Source organism: Gemmatimonadota bacterium, assembly GCA_016713785.1.
Classification (GTDB): domain Bacteria; phylum Gemmatimonadota; class Gemmatimonadetes; order Gemmatimonadales; family GWC2-71-9; genus JADJOM01.
In genome coordinates this window covers 2,353,353-2,369,835 of the sequence record JADJOM010000003.1, presented here as the reverse complement: position 1 = coordinate 2,369,835, position 16,483 = coordinate 2,353,353, and the positions used below count along the sequence as shown (strand labels likewise).

11 protein-coding genes are annotated in these 16,483 nt (G+C 73.4%); all 11 read left to right on the top strand.

Features of this window, described 5'->3' with window-relative positions:
* The first annotated feature begins 14 nt into the window (after window positions 1-14).
* The 11 genes from IPJ95_18750 to IPJ95_18700 all read left to right on the top strand — a co-directional run bounded on the left by IPJ95_18750 (window position 15) and on the right by IPJ95_18700 (window position 16,475).
* Complete coding sequence (locus IPJ95_18750) at window positions 15-4,586, top strand: Ig-like domain-containing protein (protein MBK7925641.1); 4,572 nt, start codon at window positions 15-17, stop codon at window positions 4,584-4,586.
* Window positions 4,547-5,755: a hypothetical protein gene (locus tag IPJ95_18745; protein MBK7925640.1), complete on the top strand. Its 1,209-nt coding sequence runs from the start codon at window positions 4,547-4,549 to the stop codon at window positions 5,753-5,755. The genes IPJ95_18750 and IPJ95_18745 overlap by 40 nt, the downstream gene beginning before the upstream one ends.
* A 19-nt stretch (window positions 5,756-5,774) precedes the next feature.
* Window positions 5,775-8,051, top strand: a complete 2,277-nt coding sequence (pbpC, locus tag IPJ95_18740; protein MBK7925639.1) for a penicillin-binding protein 1C — start codon at window positions 5,775-5,777, stop codon at window positions 8,049-8,051.
* A 51-nt stretch (window positions 8,052-8,102) separates the two neighbouring features.
* Window positions 8,103-9,287, top strand: coding sequence for an argininosuccinate synthase (gene argG, locus IPJ95_18735; GenBank protein MBK7925638.1), 1,185 nt, complete (start codon window positions 8,103-8,105; stop codon window positions 9,285-9,287).
* 88 nt (window positions 9,288-9,375) lie between these two features.
* Entirely contained in the window at window positions 9,376-10,458 is a 1,083-nt protein-coding gene (locus IPJ95_18730) for a hypothetical protein (GenBank protein ID MBK7925637.1), read from the top strand.
* Window positions 10,459-10,463: 5 nt separating this feature from the next.
* A complete protein-coding gene (argC, locus tag IPJ95_18725; protein MBK7925636.1) occupies window positions 10,464-11,510 on the top strand; it encodes an N-acetyl-gamma-glutamyl-phosphate reductase in 1,047 nt (348 codons plus the stop codon).
* A gap of 28 nt (window positions 11,511-11,538) precedes the next feature.
* On the top strand, window positions 11,539-12,555 hold the full coding sequence (locus tag IPJ95_18720) for an N-acetylornithine carbamoyltransferase (protein MBK7925635.1): 1,017 nt from the start codon (window positions 11,539-11,541) through the stop codon (window positions 12,553-12,555).
* A gap of 36 nt (window positions 12,556-12,591) precedes the next feature.
* Window positions 12,592-13,527, top strand: coding sequence for an acetylglutamate kinase (argB, locus tag IPJ95_18715; GenBank protein ID MBK7925634.1), 936 nt, complete (start codon window positions 12,592-12,594; stop codon window positions 13,525-13,527).
* Window positions 13,505-14,581: a M20/M25/M40 family metallo-hydrolase gene (locus IPJ95_18710; protein MBK7925633.1), complete on the top strand. Its 1,077-nt coding sequence runs from the start codon at window positions 13,505-13,507 to the stop codon at window positions 14,579-14,581. The genes argB and IPJ95_18710 overlap by 23 nt, the downstream gene beginning before the upstream one ends.
* Window positions 14,578-16,023: an argininosuccinate lyase gene (locus tag IPJ95_18705; protein ID MBK7925632.1), complete on the top strand. Its 1,446-nt coding sequence runs from the start codon at window positions 14,578-14,580 to the stop codon at window positions 16,021-16,023. The genes IPJ95_18710 and IPJ95_18705 overlap by 4 nt, the downstream gene beginning before the upstream one ends.
* Window positions 16,020-16,475: an arginine repressor gene (locus IPJ95_18700; GenBank protein MBK7925631.1), complete on the top strand. Its 456-nt coding sequence runs from the start codon at window positions 16,020-16,022 to the stop codon at window positions 16,473-16,475. The genes IPJ95_18705 and IPJ95_18700 overlap by 4 nt, the downstream gene beginning before the upstream one ends.
* Window positions 16,476-16,483: the final 8 nt, after the last annotated feature.

Here is a 16,483-nt window from a genome sequence, read left to right as displayed (position 1 = left end):
CGGAGTTCTCCCCGATGTGGTCCCCGCGAGTCCTCGCCGCCGTGGTGCTTGCCGTCGCGGCCACCGAGCCGCCCACGCCGCTCCGTGTGCTGTCCTCCTCACCCTCCGGCGAGGCGCTGCCCACCGCGCCGATCCAGGTGATCTTCGACCGGCCCGTGGCGGGCTCGCTCGACCGCGCCGTCGACCCGGCGGGGCTGCTGCGGATCACGCCGGCGCTCGCCGGCCGCGCGGAATGGCGGGACCCGGTGACCCTTCGATTCCTGCCGGCGGCCCCGCTCACCCCGGGCACCAGCTACACGGTCACCATCGCCAGCACCTTCGAGGCGATGGACGGGAGCCGGCTGGCGGAGCCCTACGTGTACTCCTTTGCTGTCAGCGGACCGACCCTGCTGACCGGCCTGCCGGTGAGCGAGGGGGAACATCCCCGGTTCCTGACGCCCGAATCCACCTTCGAGGTGGTCTACTCCACGCCCCTGGGCGCCGAGGCCGCGCGCCAGCTCGGCTACGTGGAATTCAGCTCCACCTGTCGCGCGCCCGGCGCCATCCCGTTGCGGGTCCGCGGCCAGCGCCCCATCGATGACGAGGCGCCCTGGCAGTTCCAGGAGGCCGGCGGGTGGGACCGCGACCACGGCGCCGACTCGCTCCGCCGGATCGTTGAGCTGGTGCCGGTGCGGCCCCTCCCGCTCGACTGCGCCGGGGAGCTGGTGCTGCCCAGCAGCATTGATCCCGAGAACACCCGGCCCTTCGTCCGCTGGGGCTTCCAGACCTATACCGGATTCCGCCTGGTGGGCGCGAGCTGTGGCGGCGGCGACGTCTGCCCCGCCGGCGGCATCCGGCTCGAGTTCTCCACCCCGGTCCGGGGCGCCGACGTGGAGCGGGGCATCGGCATCCTGCCCAAGGTGTCGTTCTCGGTGTCGGATACCTCCGAGACCTCCGAGACCTGGTACCTCGAGACCACGCTGACGCCGCACACCGCCTACGCGGTGAGCGCGGCGCCCACCCTCACCGACATCTTCGGGCAGCGTCTCACCGGCAATCCCGCCGCGGGCTTCCGGACCACCGGCTATGCGCCGCTGGTGGAGCACGAGTACGGCCGGATGACCGTCGAGCGGGCGCCGTTCCGCACCCTCGCCGTCAAGTACGTGAACGTCGACACCCTGGCCGTGACCATCGCGCCGGTGCCGGCACGGCTGATCCCGGCCATGCTGCAGTACAACCGCTGGAACCAGGACGACAGCGCCCTCGCCGCAGTGCTCAAGGGCGCCAGCACCACCCGCATCCGGGTGACCGGGCCGCGCGATCGGGTGCGCATCTTCGGCGTCAAGCTGCCGCTGTACAACATGCAGCGGCCCAGCGCGCCCATCCTGCAGCTGGTGAAGGTCACCAGCCCGACGCTCTCCGAGGACTGGCAGGCCAACCAGCCCTACGCCATCGTGCAGGTGACCGACCTCGCCGTGCACGCCAAGATCGGCCTCTCCGGCGGCGTGGTCTGGGTCACGGGCGTGTCCGACGGCAAGCCGCGGGCGGGCGCCACGGTGACGCTCTACGGCACCACCGGGAAGGTCCGCGCCACCGCCCGCACCACCGCCGACGGGATCGCGGTCCTGGGTCCCTACGTCACGGACTCGAGCAGCAGCGAGGAGTACGGCTTCCAGGGGTACGTCGTGGCGAGTGATGGCAACGACAAGGCCCTCACCAGCATCTCCAGCTACGACCCCGACCTTTCGCCGTGGCGCTTCAACGTCAGCTCCGCCTACGGCACCGACCGCTACCCGCTCGCGGCGGCGGTCTTCACCGAGCGGGGCATCTACCGCCCGGGCGAGCCGGTCTACGCCAAGGCCATCGTGCGGAACGGCAACCTCGGCACGCTCACCGTGCCGGCACGCACCGACAGCCTGCACTGGATCTTCCAGGACCGCGAAGGGAGCACGCTGCGCGAGGTCACCGTCGCGCCGACGGCGTTCGGCACCTCCGCCCAGAGCTTCACCATCCCGGCGGGCTCGCCGCTCGGCAGCTACTCGGTGCGGCTGCAGCTCAAGCGCGGAGGCGAGTGGCAGGACTTCGCCTCCGCCGACTACCGGGTGGCGGAGTACCGGCCGCCGGAGTTCCTGGTGACGGCCACCGCCGATTCCGCACCCCGCTTTCCGGGCGATTCCGCCACGGCCGCCGTGGAGGCCCGCTACCTCTTCGGCGCCCCCATGGCGCGCGCGGTGCTCACCTGGTCGGCCCGGCAGACTTCGCTCGGCTTCGGCGCGGTGGAGATCCCCGGCACCGAGGGCTACTACTTCGGCGATGGCGGCTGGTGGTGGGAGGAGGAGGAATCGGGCGGGGTCACCACCCTGGCGCAGGGCACCGACACCCTCGATGGAAAGGGACGGGCCACCATCCGTTTCCCGGTGGGGCCGGCGGTGAAGGGCCGGCCGGCGCGGGCGGTGCTCGAGGCCTCGGTCACCGACGTCAACCGGCAGTCGGTCGGCGCGCAGGCCAGCGTCCTGATCCACCCCGCTTCCTTTTATATAGGCGCCAGGCCGCTGGGCCAGAGCTACTTCTGGACCGCGGGGCAGCTGCAGGCCGTGGCGCTGATCGCGGTCCGGCCGGATGGGCGCCGGGTGGAGGGCATCAAGGTGAAGGGCACCGTGGTACGGCGGGAGTGGCACCGGGTGCACCGCACGCGCGGCGGGTACAGCGAGGTCTACGGCGAATGGGTCTCGGACACGGTCGCGCGCTGCGGCGTGGAGACCGAGCGTGAGCAGCCGGTCAACTGCCGCTTCACGCCGCCGGGCGGCGGCACCTACATCCTCACCTTCGAGGCCCAGGACCGGCAGGGCCGCGCCGTCTCGACCAGCGTCTACCGCTGGGCCACGGGCAGCGACTACGTGCCGTGGAACGACGAGTCGCAGTTCAAGATGGACGTGGTGCCCGACAAGTCCCGCTACAGCGTGGGCGACACCGCGACCGTGCTCTTCGCCTCGCCCTTCACCGACGCCGATGCCTGGGTGACCGTGGAGCGCGAGGGGTTGATCGAGCAGCGTCGCATCCACATCACCAGCGGCTCCACGACGCTCAAGTTCCCCGTGACCGAGGCGTGGGCCCCCAACGCCTTCGTGTCCATCGTGGTGGCCCGCGGCCGCAGCGCCGCGCCGGGCCCGCTCGACGACCCGGGCCGCCCCACCATGCGGGTGGGCTACGCCGACCTGCGGGTGACGCCCGAGGTCAAGCGCCTGACGGTGGCCGTGGCGCCGCTGCGCAGGGAGTACCGTCCCGCCGATACCGCGCGGGTGCAGCTCAAGGTCACCGACCGCAACGGGCGCGGGCAGCGCGCCGAGGTCACGCTCTGGGCGGTCGACGAGGGCGTCCTGGCGCTGACCGGGTACCGCACCCCCGACCCGCTCGACCTGCTCTATCGCGAGCGGGGCCTCGGCCTCCGGCTGGCGAGCAACCTCACCACCGTGGCGCCCCAGGTGCCCGAGGGCGAGAAGGGCAACCGCGCCCCCGGCGGCGGCGGTGGCCAGGGCGAGGCCGACCTGCTCCGTTCCCAGTTCAAGACCACCGCGTTCTTCCTGGGCAGCGTGCTCACGGATTCCACCGGCGCCGCGACGGCCGCCGCCAGGCTGCCGGACAACCTCACCACCTTCCGGGTGATGGCGGTGGCGGTCACCGCCGGTGACCGCTACGGCAAGGGCGAGTCGCCCATGCTCGTGACCCGCCCGCTCCTGGCGCGGCCCGCGCTGCCCCGCTTCATCCGCGAGGGCGACCGCTTCGAGGCCGGCGTGGTGGTGAATCAGCGCGCTGGCGGCACGCCCACCGTCACGGTGAAGGCCGAGCCGCGCGGCGCGGAGCTCACGGGCGCGGCGAGCCAGACGGCCACCCTCGAGGCCGGCCGCGGCCGCGAGGTGCGGTTCGCCTTCCGCCAGCCCGGCGGCGACCCGGTGGGCGGCGGCGACAGCGCCGCGTTCCGGTTCCGCGTCACCGGCGCCGGCGACGCCGACCTGGTGGAGCAGCGGCTGGCCGTGCGTCCGGCCTTCCGTCCGCGCGCCTGGACCATCGCCGGGGTGCTGCTCGACACCGCCACGGCGCGGTTTGCCCTGCCGGAGGGGCTCGACCTGGCCCGCTCCCGGCTGAGCCTCACCCTGGGCAGCTCGCCGCTGAGCGTGGTCCGGGGCCTGTCGTGGGAGCTCCGGGTGTACCCGTACTACTGCACGGAGCAGGCCTCGAGCGCGGCGCAGCCGATCATCGCGCTGTACCGCGCGCAGCTGGAGACGAAGACCACCCTGCTCAAGGGGAACCCGAAGCGGGAGATCGAGACCGCGGTAGGGATCCTGAGCCGGCGCCAGCGCGCCGACGGCGGGATCGGGTACTGGGGCAGCACCGACTGGACCACGCCGTGGCTCAGCGCCTACGCCGGGGCCACGCTGCTCGACGCCCGCGCCGCCGGCATCGCGGTGGACGACAGCGTTCTCGCGCGGCTCGGTGGCTACCTGCGCGCGGCGCTCGATGACCCGAGGCCATCGCCGCGCCGGTCATCGGCTGGTATGAGCGGGTGCAGGTGCGGCTCGCCGACCAGGTGGCGGCGGTCGACTACCTGAGCCGCCTGGGCAAGCCCCACATCGCCGCCGAGAACGAGCTGCTGCGGAACGCGGCGCAGCTGGCGTGGGAGGACCGGGTGCGCCTGGCGGAGGTGCTGGCGCGGCGGAAGGCGTTCCGCGCGGCCCGCACCCTGCTCGAGCCGGCGTGGAAGTCGGTGAAGGTCGAGGGGCGCCGCGCGGTGATGCCGGAGGTTGCGCTCCGCGACGTGCACTACTTCACCAGCCGCAGCCGGCCCTATGGCCGGCTGCTGCAGGCCACGCTGGCCGTCGACTCGGCCAGCCCCCTGGTGGGACCGCTGGTGGAGACGCTGGTGCAGCAGGGCCGCGCCGGCACGCTCGACTACTGGAACACGCAGGACTACGCGTCCATCGTGAGCGCGCTCGCGGCGTTCGATCGCCGGTCGCGGGCCGCGGCCGCGCGGCCGTTCGCGGTGAGCGGCGCGGGGCGGACGCTGCTCTCCTCCGCCGGGGCGCCCGCGGCGAGCGCGCGAGGGGCCATGCGCGACTCGAGCGTGGCGCTCACCGGGCTGGTGGACGGCCGCACGCTGGCCGTGCAGCTGGCGGCCACCGGACCCGGGGCGCCGATCTACTACTACCTCACCGTCCACGAGGTACCGAAGGAGCGTCCGGTCAACCCCGAGGAGCAGGGAATCCGGGTGGAGCGGTGGTACGAGCGGTACGACCGGGCCGAGCCGGTGAGCTCCGTCGCCGCCGGGGAACTGGTGCGGGTGCGGCTGCGGGTGACCGTCCCCGAGGAGCGGCAGTTCATTGTGGTCGATGACGCGCTCCCGGCCGGCCTCGAGGCGGTCGACCTGAGCCTCCGGACCGCGAGCCTGACCCCGGGCCCCGGTGTCGACCAGGCGACCACCTACCTCTCGCCCGAGCAGGCGGACGAGGAGGGAGGGGAGGACCAGGCGCCGGGCGGCTACTGGTACTACGGCCGCTGGGACGCGGGGTGGTGGTCGCCGTGGGAGTTCCGCGAGATCCGCGACGACCGGGTGCTCTACTCGGCCACGGTACTCTGGAAGGGCACCTACACCATGAGCTACATCGCGCGCGCCACCACCCCGGGGACGTTCGTGCGGCCGCCGGCCCACGCCGAGGAGATGTACAACCCCGCGGTCTACGGGCGCAGCGACGGCGGGAGCTTCACCGTCACGGTGAAGTGAGCGGGGGCTCCCGGTGCTGATGCGGCTGGTGCGCGGGGCCCTTGCCGCGGGGGCCCTGATCGGGCTCATGGCGGCGGGGTGGGTGGCGTGGCCGCTGCCCCCTGCGCTCCTGGCGCCCGAGGCGCAGCAGAGCCTCACCCTGGAAGACCGGCACGGGCTGGCGCTGCGCTCGACCCGGGCCGGCGATGGCTCGTTGACCCGGTGGTTCCGCCTCGACGAAATGGATCCCGACCTGCCGCGGGCGTTCGTGGCCGTGGAGGACCACCGCTTCTACCAGCACCGCGGCGTGGACGTCCGCGCCATCGGGCGGGCGCTGCGCGACAACCTGCGCCACGGCGGCGTGGTTTCCGGCGCCTCCACCATCACCATGCAGCTGGCGCGGCTGCTGCGGCCCATCGGCCATGGCGCCGGCGGCAAGCTGCTGCAGACCGCCTGGGCGCTCCGCCTCGAGGCGCACCTCGACAAGGCCGGGATCCTGGAGCAGTACCTCAACCGGGTGCCGATGGGGCAGGGCGCGGTCGGCGTGGCCGCGGCCACCCGCCTCTACTTCGGGCGGGCACCGACGGAGGTGAGCCTGGGGCAGGCGGCGCTGCTCGCGGGGCTGGCGCGGGCGCCATCCAGCCAGAATCCGCTGGTGGATCCGGCGCGGGCGCAGCGCCGGCGCGAGGCCGGCCTCTCCCGCCTGGTGGCGGATGGCTACGCCACGCCGGAGGAGGTGGACCGGGCGCGGCACGAGCCCCTCCTCGGTGGCGATCGGGGCCGTCCGTTCCTCGCGCCCCACTTCACCAGCCGCGTGCTGCTCGACGGTGCCGCGTCCGGCCGGCGCGCGGCGGGCACCTGGCGGACCTCGCTTGACCTGGCGCTGCAGGCCGCGCTCGAGGACGAGGTGCGCCATACCGTGGACCAGCTGCGCGACCGCGGCGCCCGGCAGGCGGCGCTGGTCGTCCTCGACAACCGCTCCGGCGAGATCCTGGCGTGGGTGGGCAGTCCCGACTTCTGGGCCGATAGCGCCGGCCAGGTGGACATGGTCGTGAGCGGCCGGCAGCCCGGCTCCGCCCTCAAGCCGTTCCTCTATGCCCTGGCCTTTGATCGGGGAGCGACCGCGGCCACCGTGCTCGCCGATGTGGCCACCACCTACCAGACCGGTGGCGGCCCATATCACCCGCGCAACTACGACCGCACCTTTCACGGCCCGGTGCGTGCCCGCGAGGCGCTGGCCAGCTCCTACAACGTTCCCGCCGTGGAGCTGGCGAGCCGGATCGGCTACGCCACCCTGCTACATGGGCTCCAGGCGGGCGGCTTCGCCTCGCTCGACCGCAGCCCCGAGCACTATGGCCTCGGCCTCGCGCTCGGCAACGGCGACGTGACCCTGCTCGAGCTCGCCAACGGTTACCGTGCGCTCGCCAACGGCGGCGTGTGGACCCCGGCACGCTGGTGGTCCGGTGACGCCAACCAGCCCAGTGGCGAGGGCCACCGGGTGGTCTCACCGCGGGCGGCGGCGCTGGTGCTCGACATCCTCGCCGACCCCGAGGCGCGGATCCCCGCCTTCGGCATCGGCACGCCCTTCGACTGGCCCTTCCGTGCCGCGGCCAAGACCGGCACCAGCCGGCACTTCACCGACAACTGGGCGGTGGCGGTCACCGCCGGCTTCACCGTGGGTGTCTGGGTGGGGAACTTCGACGGCCGGCCGATGGAGGGGGTCAGCGGCATTACGGGGGCGGGACCGCTGCTGCACCGGGCGGTGCTGGTCACGGCGCAGCGCTATGTGGCGGGCGCCCTGCCCACCGCGGCCGAGGCGGGGTTGCTGCCCGCCCGCATCTGCCGGCTTTCCGGCGCGCTGGCGGGCGCGGAGTGCCCCACGATGACCGAGTACTTCCTGCCGGGGACGATGCCGACGGCCACCTGCCGCTGGCACCAGGAGGGGCGCGTGGAGCTGCCGGTGGAGTATGCCGAGTGGCGGGCGACGACTGCCGGGGGCACCGCGGCGCCCCGGCCGGCCGCGATGACCCAGGCACCGGCCGGCCGGGTGCCGGCCGCGCCCACCGCGCGCCTGACGATCACCTCGCCGCAGCACGGCGATCACTACCAGATCCCGCCGGGGTTCGAGGGTCGCTACGCCACGATCCCGTTCCGGGCGGCGGGGGTCCCGGCTGGCGCGCCGCTGCGGTGGCTGCTCGATGGCCGCCCCGTGGCCGCCGGCCGCTGGACGCTGGTGCCGGGACGGCACCGGGTGCGGGCGGTGGCGGGCGCGCTGTCCGACGAGGTGGAGATCACGGTCGCGGCAGCCGGGGGGTGAGCGGGCCGGCCCCCCTTGCGGTGGAAGTTGCATAATGCATATTTATCCCCCATGAAGACCTGCGTCCTCGCCTTCTCCGGCGGCCTCGACACCTCGTTCTGCGTCCCGCACCTGGCCGAGCAGGGGTGGACCGTCCACACCGCCTACGTGAACACCGGTGGCGCCACCGCCGCCGATCTCGAGGCCATCGCCCGGCAGGCGGCGGCGGTCGGGTCGGTGCAGCACCACACCGTCGATGCCCGGCAGGCGGTCTTCGACCGGTTCGTGCGCTTCCTCATCCAGGGCAACGTGCTCCGCGGCGAGGTGTATCCCCTCTCCGTGGCCGCCGAGCGCACCCAGCAGGCGCTCTCGGCCATCGCGGTGGCGCGCCAGGTGGGCGCCACGGCCGTAGCCCACGGCTCCACCGGCGCCGGCAACGACCAGGTCCGCTTCGACATCGCGTTCCGGGTCCTCGCCCCGGACCTCGAGGTGCTCACCCCGATCCGCGAGCTCGGGCTGCAGCGCGACCAGGCGATCGCCTATCTCGAGGCGCGGAAGCTCCCGGTGCCGCCCAAGGCCGGGGCCTACTCCATCAACCGCGGGCTCTGGGGCACCACCTGGGGCGGCGGCTGGACCCACGACACGTGGGCCGGCCCCCCGGACGAGCTGGTGGACCCGCCCGCCGGCGCCCCCGCCGCGCGCGAGATCACGCTGGGATGGGACCAGGGGATCCCGGTGAGCCTCGATGGCGCGCGCATGGGCGGCCCCGAGCTCATCCGCCTGCTGGGCGACCTGGGCGAGGCCTACGGCTTCGGCCGCAACATCCACGTGGGCGAGACCGCGCTCGGCATCAAGGGCCGGATCGGGTTCGAGGCCGGCGCGGCGCTGCTGCTCATCGCGGCCCACCGCGAGCTGGAGAAGCTGGTGCTCACCAAGTGGCAGGCCTTCTGGAAGGACCAGCTGGCGCGCTTCTACGGCGACCGCCTGCACGAGGGGCACTACTTCGATCCCGCGCTCCGCGACATCGAGGCGCTCCTCACCAGCAGCCAGCAGCGGGTGAGCGGCGAGACCCGGGTGCGGCTCGCGCCCGGCCGCTTCCAGGTGGTCGGGACGCGGAGCCCCTTCTCCATGATGGACCGCAGCGTGGCCACCTACGGCGAGGAGAACCGGCTGTGGACCGGCGCCGAGGCGCAGGCCTTCAGCCGCGTGTCGGCCATTCCCGAGCTCCTGGCGGAGCGGGTCCTCCAGAAGAAGTAGGCGGCGGCAGCGCGCCGGCGCGGGGCGGGATGGGCAGTCCATCCCGCCGGCACCGGTCATCCCCATTCGCATGGCTGGAGGAGGTCCCATGGTGAAGACCACCCGCATCCGGCTCGACAAGATCTCGTCGAGCACCCGGAACGCGCACCTGACGGCGGAGGTGATCCTCGGCGACGAGATCATCGCGGCCGAGGGGTATGTGCTCGCGGTGCGCATCCTGCATGACAAGTCGAGCTACAACACGATGGAAGACCTGTCGGGCCGGATGGTCTCCCTCCGCGCCGGCGACGTGCTGGCGGGCACGCTGGGGCACCGCCGCGCGCTGCGCGGCTACGCCGGCGTGGTGCCGAGCCACGTGGCCGTGGGCGACACCATCGAGGTGCTCAACCTCGGCGGCATCCTGGGTCGCTGCACCAGCGCCAACCCGGAGAACGGCATGCCGTTCAAGGCGGAGGTGCTGGGCGCCATCCTGACCTTCCCCGCGCTCGGCGACCGCATCGGCCACCCGGCCCACATCAAGGACCATGCGGTCCCGGTGGCGGAGCGGCTGGAGAGCCAGGTGCCGGTGGTCTACATCGCGGGCACCTGCATGAACGCGGGCAAGACGGTGGCCGCCACCGAGCTGGTGCGGGGGCTGAGCCGCTCCGGGCTCCGGGTGGCCGCCAGCAAGCTGACCGGCGTCTCGCTCATGCGCGACGCGCTCTCCATGCTCGACGCCGGCGCCGTGGCCGCGCTGACGTTCAATGACATCGGGATCGCGACGACGCGCGCCGGGCTGACCGTCACCGCCGCCAAGGGGATCTTCAACCGCCTCGCGGCGAGCAAGCCCGACGTGATCGTGGCGGAGCTCGGCGACGGGATCCTTGGCGAGTACGGGGTGCAGGACATCCTCCGCGACCCGGAACTCACCGCGGTGGGCGCCGCGTACGTGATGGCCGCCCCCGACCCGGTGGGCTGCTGGGGGGCCGTGACGCTGATGCGCGACCTCTTCGGCCTCCCGGTCACCGTGCTGACCGGGCCGGCCACCGACAACGAGGTGGGCCGTGACTACGTGAAGGCCGAGCTCCGGCTGCCCGCCTTCAACGCGCTGCGCGAGGCGCCGGCCCTGGTCGAGGTGGTGCGCCAGGCCCTCGACGCGCGGCTCGCGGCGCCGGCGCTGGCGGGAGCGTAGGGCCGGTGGCGCTCCGGGTGGCGGTGATCGGGGCCGCCGGGTACGTCGGCGGCGAGCTGCTGCGGCTGCTGGCGGAGCATCCGGAGGTCGGCTCGGTGGTGGCCACCAGCCGCAGCAAGGCCGGCACGCCGGTCGCCGAGGTGCATCCGCAGCTGGCGCCGCTGACCGACGCGCGCTTCTCCGGCGCCACGCCCTCCGAGGCCGCCGCCGGGGCGGACGTGGTCTTCCTGGCGCTGGAGCATGGGGAGTCGTCGAAGGTGGCCGCCGAGATCCTCGATGCCGGCGCGCCGCTGGTGATCGATCTCGCGGCCGACTTCCGGGTGCAGGACCTCGAGCTCTATGCCCGTTACTACGGGCAACACCCGGCGCCGGCGCTGGTGCCGCAGTTCACCTACGCGCTGGCCGACGTGCTCGGGGAGGGGCTGCGGGGCAGGCGGGCGCTCGCGGCCCCGGGGTGCTTTGCCACCGCGGCCGAGCTGGCGCTGTACCCCTTCGGCGGACTGGGCGCGGGGCTCCTGCCGGCGCTGTTCGGGGTCACCGGGTCGAGCGGCAGCGGGGTGCATCCCAAGGCCACCACGCATCATCCCGCGCGGGCGCACAACCTGTTCGCCTATTCGGTGCTGGGGCACCGGCACGAGGCGGAGATCCTCGAACGGTGGCGCGCCTGGACCGGGGCGCCCGGGGCGCGGGCGCGGCTCATGACCCACTCCGGCCCGTTCGTCCGCGGCATCCACCTGACGCTGCACGTGGACCTGGAGCCGGCGCGCGCTGCCCACGGCGCGGTGGACGTGCGAGGCCGCTTCCGCGAGGCCTACGCCGGGCGGCCCTTCATCCGCCTGGTGGAGCAGCCGCCCGAGCTGACCCACGTGCTCGGGACCAACTACGCCCTGATCCACGCGGCGCAGTCGGCGGATGGCCGCGAGGCCCAGGTGATGGTGGTGGTGGACAACCTGGTGAAGGGCGCGGGCGGGCAGGCCATCCAGGCGATGAACCTGTCGCTCGGGCTGCCGGAAACGGCGGGGCTCCGCTTCGGGGGGCTCTACCCGTGCTGAGTGCGGTTCCCTGCAAGGAGGTGCCGGCGTGACCAAGCGTGACTTCATCACGGTCGAGGACTGGTCGGCCGAGGAGATCGATGCCCTGCTGGCGCTGGCCGCGAAGGTCAAGCGCGGCGAGGTGCTGGGCGGCCTCGAGCGAAAGGTGATGGCGATGGTCTTCATGGACCCGAGCATGCGGACCCGGACCAGCTTCGAGACCGCCATGTACCTGCACGGCGGCCACGCGGTGGTGCTGGAGCCGGGCAAGAGCAGCTGGAGCCTGGAGACCGAGATGGGGGCCGTCATGGACGGCACCACCGTGGAGCACCTCAAGGATGCGGCGCGGGTGCTGGGGCGATACGCCGACGTGGTCGGGGTGCGCTCGTTCCCGCGGGGCGACGACTGGGCCAGCGTCCGGGAGGACCGCATCATCCGGGACTTCGCGCGGTACTGCGAGAAGCCGGTGATCAACATGGAGTCCACCCGGCGGCACCCGTGCCAGCAGCTGGCCGACGCGATGACCCTGCGCGAGAAGCTGGGCGACCCGCGCGGCAAGCGGTTTGTCCTGCTGTGGGCCTGGCACCCGAAGGCGCTCCCCACCGCGGTCCCGGCCAGCGCGGCGCTTGCCGCGGCGCACCAGGGGATGGAGATCGTCATCGCGCGGCCGGACGGCTACGAGCTCGACCAGGAGGACACCGCGCTGATCCGGCGGATCGCGCAGGCGCGGGGCGGCGAGTTCGTGCACATCATCAACGACCCCGACGAGGCGCTGGTCGGGGCCGACGTGGTCTACGTGAAGAGCTGGGGCGCGGTGAAGCAGTTCGGGAAGCCGGAGGAGGAGGCGGCGCTCCGCCGCGGCCTGCGCGACTGGCGCCTCACCGCCCCGCGGCTCCGCTCCACGCGGGGCGGGAAGGCCACCGTGATGCACTGCCTCCCGGTGCGGCGCAACGTGGAGATCGACGACGCGGTGCTCGACGGCCCCGCCTCGGCGGTGGTGGATGAGGCGGAGAACCGGCTGCACGTGCAGCGGGCCCTGCTGCTGGAGCTGATCGGCGGGCGGTAGGCGGACGTCACACTTCCGGGGACCAGGATGACACGGATGAGCATCGACACCTCGAAGGGCATCACCGGGCTCAAGGGCGCGCTCCGCTACGTGCGCGCCTACCGGGACAACGTCTTCGTGGTGAAGCTGGGCGGCGACGTGCTCGCCGACCCCGAGGCGCTGGACCGGGTGGCGGGGCAGATCGGGCTGCTCTCCTCGCTCAACATCCGCATCGTCATGGTGCACGGCGGCGGCCCGCAGGCTACGGCGCTCTCCCGCCGGCTGGGCCAGGAGCCCACGATCGTGGCCGGCCGGCGGGTCACCGACGACAGCGCGCTCGACGTGGCCAAGATGGTCTACGCCGGCACGCTCAACGTGAACCTGCTGGCCGCCCTCCGCGCGCACGAGGTGCAGGGCGTCGGGCTCTCCGGCGTGGACGCCGACCTGATCGCGGCCCGGCGCCGCCCGCCGGTCACGGTGGTCGACGACGCCGGCGTCTCGCGCGAGGTCGACTACGGCCACGTCGGGGACGTGGACCGGGTGGACCCGCGGGTGCTGCTCACCCTGCTCGACGCCCGTTTCGTGCCGGTGGTGGCCAGCCTGGCCGGCGACGGCGAGGGCCAGGTCTTCAACGTCAACGCCGACACCGTCGCGGAGTCCCTCGCGGTGGCGCTCAAGGCGCAGAAGCTCCTCTTCCTCACCGGCGCGCCCGGGGTGCTGCGTGACCGCGCCGACCCCTCGAGCCTGGTCACCTTCGCCGATCCCGACGACCTCGCCGCGCTCATGTCGAGTGGCGCGGTCGCCGGCGGCATGCGCCCCAAGGTGGAGGCCTGCATCCGCGCCGCCACCGGAGGGGTGGAGCGCACCCACATCATCGATGGCCGCCTCCCCGACTCCATCCTGCTCGAGGTGTTCACCGGGGCCGGGTGCGGGACGATGATCGTCGGCCGCAAGGAAAAGGCGACCTATCTTGGCGTGGACCTCGCGACCTGAGATCGCGCTCCTCCGCGACCTGGTCGCGATCCCCTCGGTCAGCGGGACCGAGGAGGGGATCGCGCGCTGGGTGGTGGAGTGGGCGGAGGCGGCCGGCCTCACCGCCTCGCGCGATGACGCGGCGGTGGCCATCACCGTGCCCGGCCGCGCCGGCGGCCCGACGCTGGCGTTCGTGTCGCACCTCGACACCGTGCCGGCGGGGGAGGGGTGGAGCCGCCCGCCCTTCGCGGCCACGCTCGAGGGGGACCGGCTCTACGGCCGCGGCTCCGGCGACGCCAAGGCCTCGGTGGCCGCGATGCTCCTGGCCGCCCGTGACCTGGCGGAGGCGGGCGGCCCCGCGCGGGGTCGCCTGCTGGTCATCCTCGGCTACGAGGAAGAGACCAAGCACACCACCATGGGCGCCGCCGTGGAGCGGCTCGGCTCCATCGACGCCGCCGTGGTCGGCGAGCCGACCAACCTCGAGCCGGCCATCGCCCAGCGCGGGCTCATGATGGCCGACCTGGTGGCGCGCGGGGTGCAGCGCCACGCCGGCTACGCCGCCGACAACCCCGACTTCACCAACGCCATCGTGGAGCTGGGCCGCAACGTGGCGAAGCTGCCGGCGCTCTTCCGCGACCGGGTGCATCCCATCCTCGGCATCGCCACGGCCACGCCCACCATGCTCGAGGGGGGCGTGAGCCGGAACGTGACCCCGCCGGTGGCGCGGGCGGTGCTCGACGTGCGCAGCACCCCCAACTGGACCCACGCCGAGCTGGCCGACGCGCTCCGCGCGGCGCTCGACGTGGAGGTGGTGATCACATCGGACCGGCTGGTCCCCTGCGAGACGCCGCCCGGCTCCCGGCTCCTGGCGCTGGCCCAGGCCATCCGGCCCGAAGGGAAGCCGTTCGGTTCACCCACGTGCTCCGACTGGGTATTCTTGCGAGACAGGGACGCCATCAAGTGCGGGCCCGGCACCAGCCGCCGGTCGCACACCCCGGACGAGTACGTGGACCTCCCCGAGGTCTCCGCCGCCCGGGATTTCTACCGCCACCTCGCCCAGGCCTATCTCGCATGAGCAAGCCCAAGAAGCCCCGCCCCTCGGGCCACCGGCCGGTGGCCGCACCGGCCCCCGTCCTGCCGACCACGCTCTGGGTCTCGAGCAACTCGCTGGACCGCCAGATGCTCGACTACACCGCCACCGAGGACCGGCTGTGGGACGGGCGGCTCATCGCCTGGGACATCCTCGGCAGCCTGGGCCACATCGAGGGGCTCCGCGCCTCGAAGCTCCTCTCCCAGGGCGAGTACCTGAAGATCCGCGCCGGCCTGCGGCTGGCGCTGCGCGAAGTGGACGAGGGACGCCTGCTCGTGGGCCCCGAGCACGAGGACGTGCACACCTGCGTGGAGGACTGGCTGGTGCGGCGCACCGGGGCCGCCGGGGAGCGGCTGCACACCGGCCGTTCGCGCAACGACCAGGTGGCCTGCGATCTCCGGCTCTACCTCAAGGACCGGCTGCTGCTGCTCTCCGGTGAGGCGCTCGACCTGGCCGAGAGCCTGCTGATCTTCGCCACGCGGTACCAGCGGGTGCTGTGGCCCGGCTACACCCACACCCGGCGGGCCATGCCCAGCTCGGCCGGCCTGTGGGCCGCCGCCTTTGCCGAGGGGATCCTCGACGTGGTCGAGGCGCTGCCCGCGGTGTGGGCCAAGGTGGACCGCTCCCCGCTCGGCAGCGCGGCCGGCTACGGGGTGCCGCTCCCGCTCAAGCGGGAAGCGGCCGCCAAGGCGCTCGGCTTCGGCGCCGTGGAGCACAACGTGGCGCTGGTACAGAACAGCCGCGGCAAGCTCGAGGCGCTGGTGCTCTTCTGGTGCGTGCAGCTGGGGCACGAGCTGGGCAAGCTCTCCACCGACATCATCGCCTTCAGCTCCGACGAGTTCGGCTTCCTGGTGCTGCCGCCCGACCTGGCCACCGGCAGCAGCATCATGCCGCACAAGCGCAATCCCGACCTGTTCGAGCTCACCCGCGGGCGCGCCGCCGCCCTCGAGGGCGACCTCCTGACGGTCTTCCAGGTCAAGAGCAAGCTCGGCAGCGGGTATCACCGGGACTTCCAGCTGATCAAGGAGCCGGTGATGCGGGGGGTGGACCGCCTCGAGGGGATGCTCTCCATGCTGGCGGTGGCGGTGCCGCGGCTCGGGGTGGACGCCTCGGTGGGGCGCCACATCCTCTCCGGCGGGCCGCTGGCCACCGACGAGGTCATGCGGCGGGTCGAGGGGGGGAGCGCCTTCCGGTCCGCCTACCGCGAGGTGGCCGCCGCCATCAAGGAAGGTGACTGGTGGCGCGAACCAGCCACCGACGAGATCATCAGCCGTCGCCGCAGCACCGGCGGGCTGGGCAACCTGGGCCTGGGCCTGGTGCGGGGACGCCTGCGCGCCTGCCGGCGCTGGGCCGACCGGGAACAGCGCCGGTTCGACGGCGCCATGAACACGCTCGCCGGCCGGAGCAGCGCCCGCGGGCGGTCATGAGCGGCGACCGGCGGAAGCGGCTCCTCAAGATCCTCGAACTCATCAGCACCCGCCCGGTGCGGACGCAGGAGGAGCTCGCGGAGGCCCTCTCCGCCGAAGGCTGGAAGGTCACCCAGAGCTCAGTCAGCCGCGATATCACGGCGCTCAAGCTGGTGAAGGTCGACGGCGCCTACCAGCGTCCGGCGCGCATCGCGGCCGTGCCGGAGCATCCCGACGAGCGCCGCATCAGCGAGGGGGTGCTCACCGCCGACCCGGCTGGCGATGCGCTGCTGGTGCTGCATACCCCCGCGGGCGAGGCCAACCGCGTGGCGGTGGCCATCGACCGGCTGGCCTGGCCCGACGTCATCGGGACCATCGCCGGGGATGACACGATCTTCCTGGCCGTGAAGCACGGCGCCGCCCAACAGCGCATCCTGCGCCGCCTCCGCCAGCTGGCCGACACCCAGCGCTAGGGTGACCC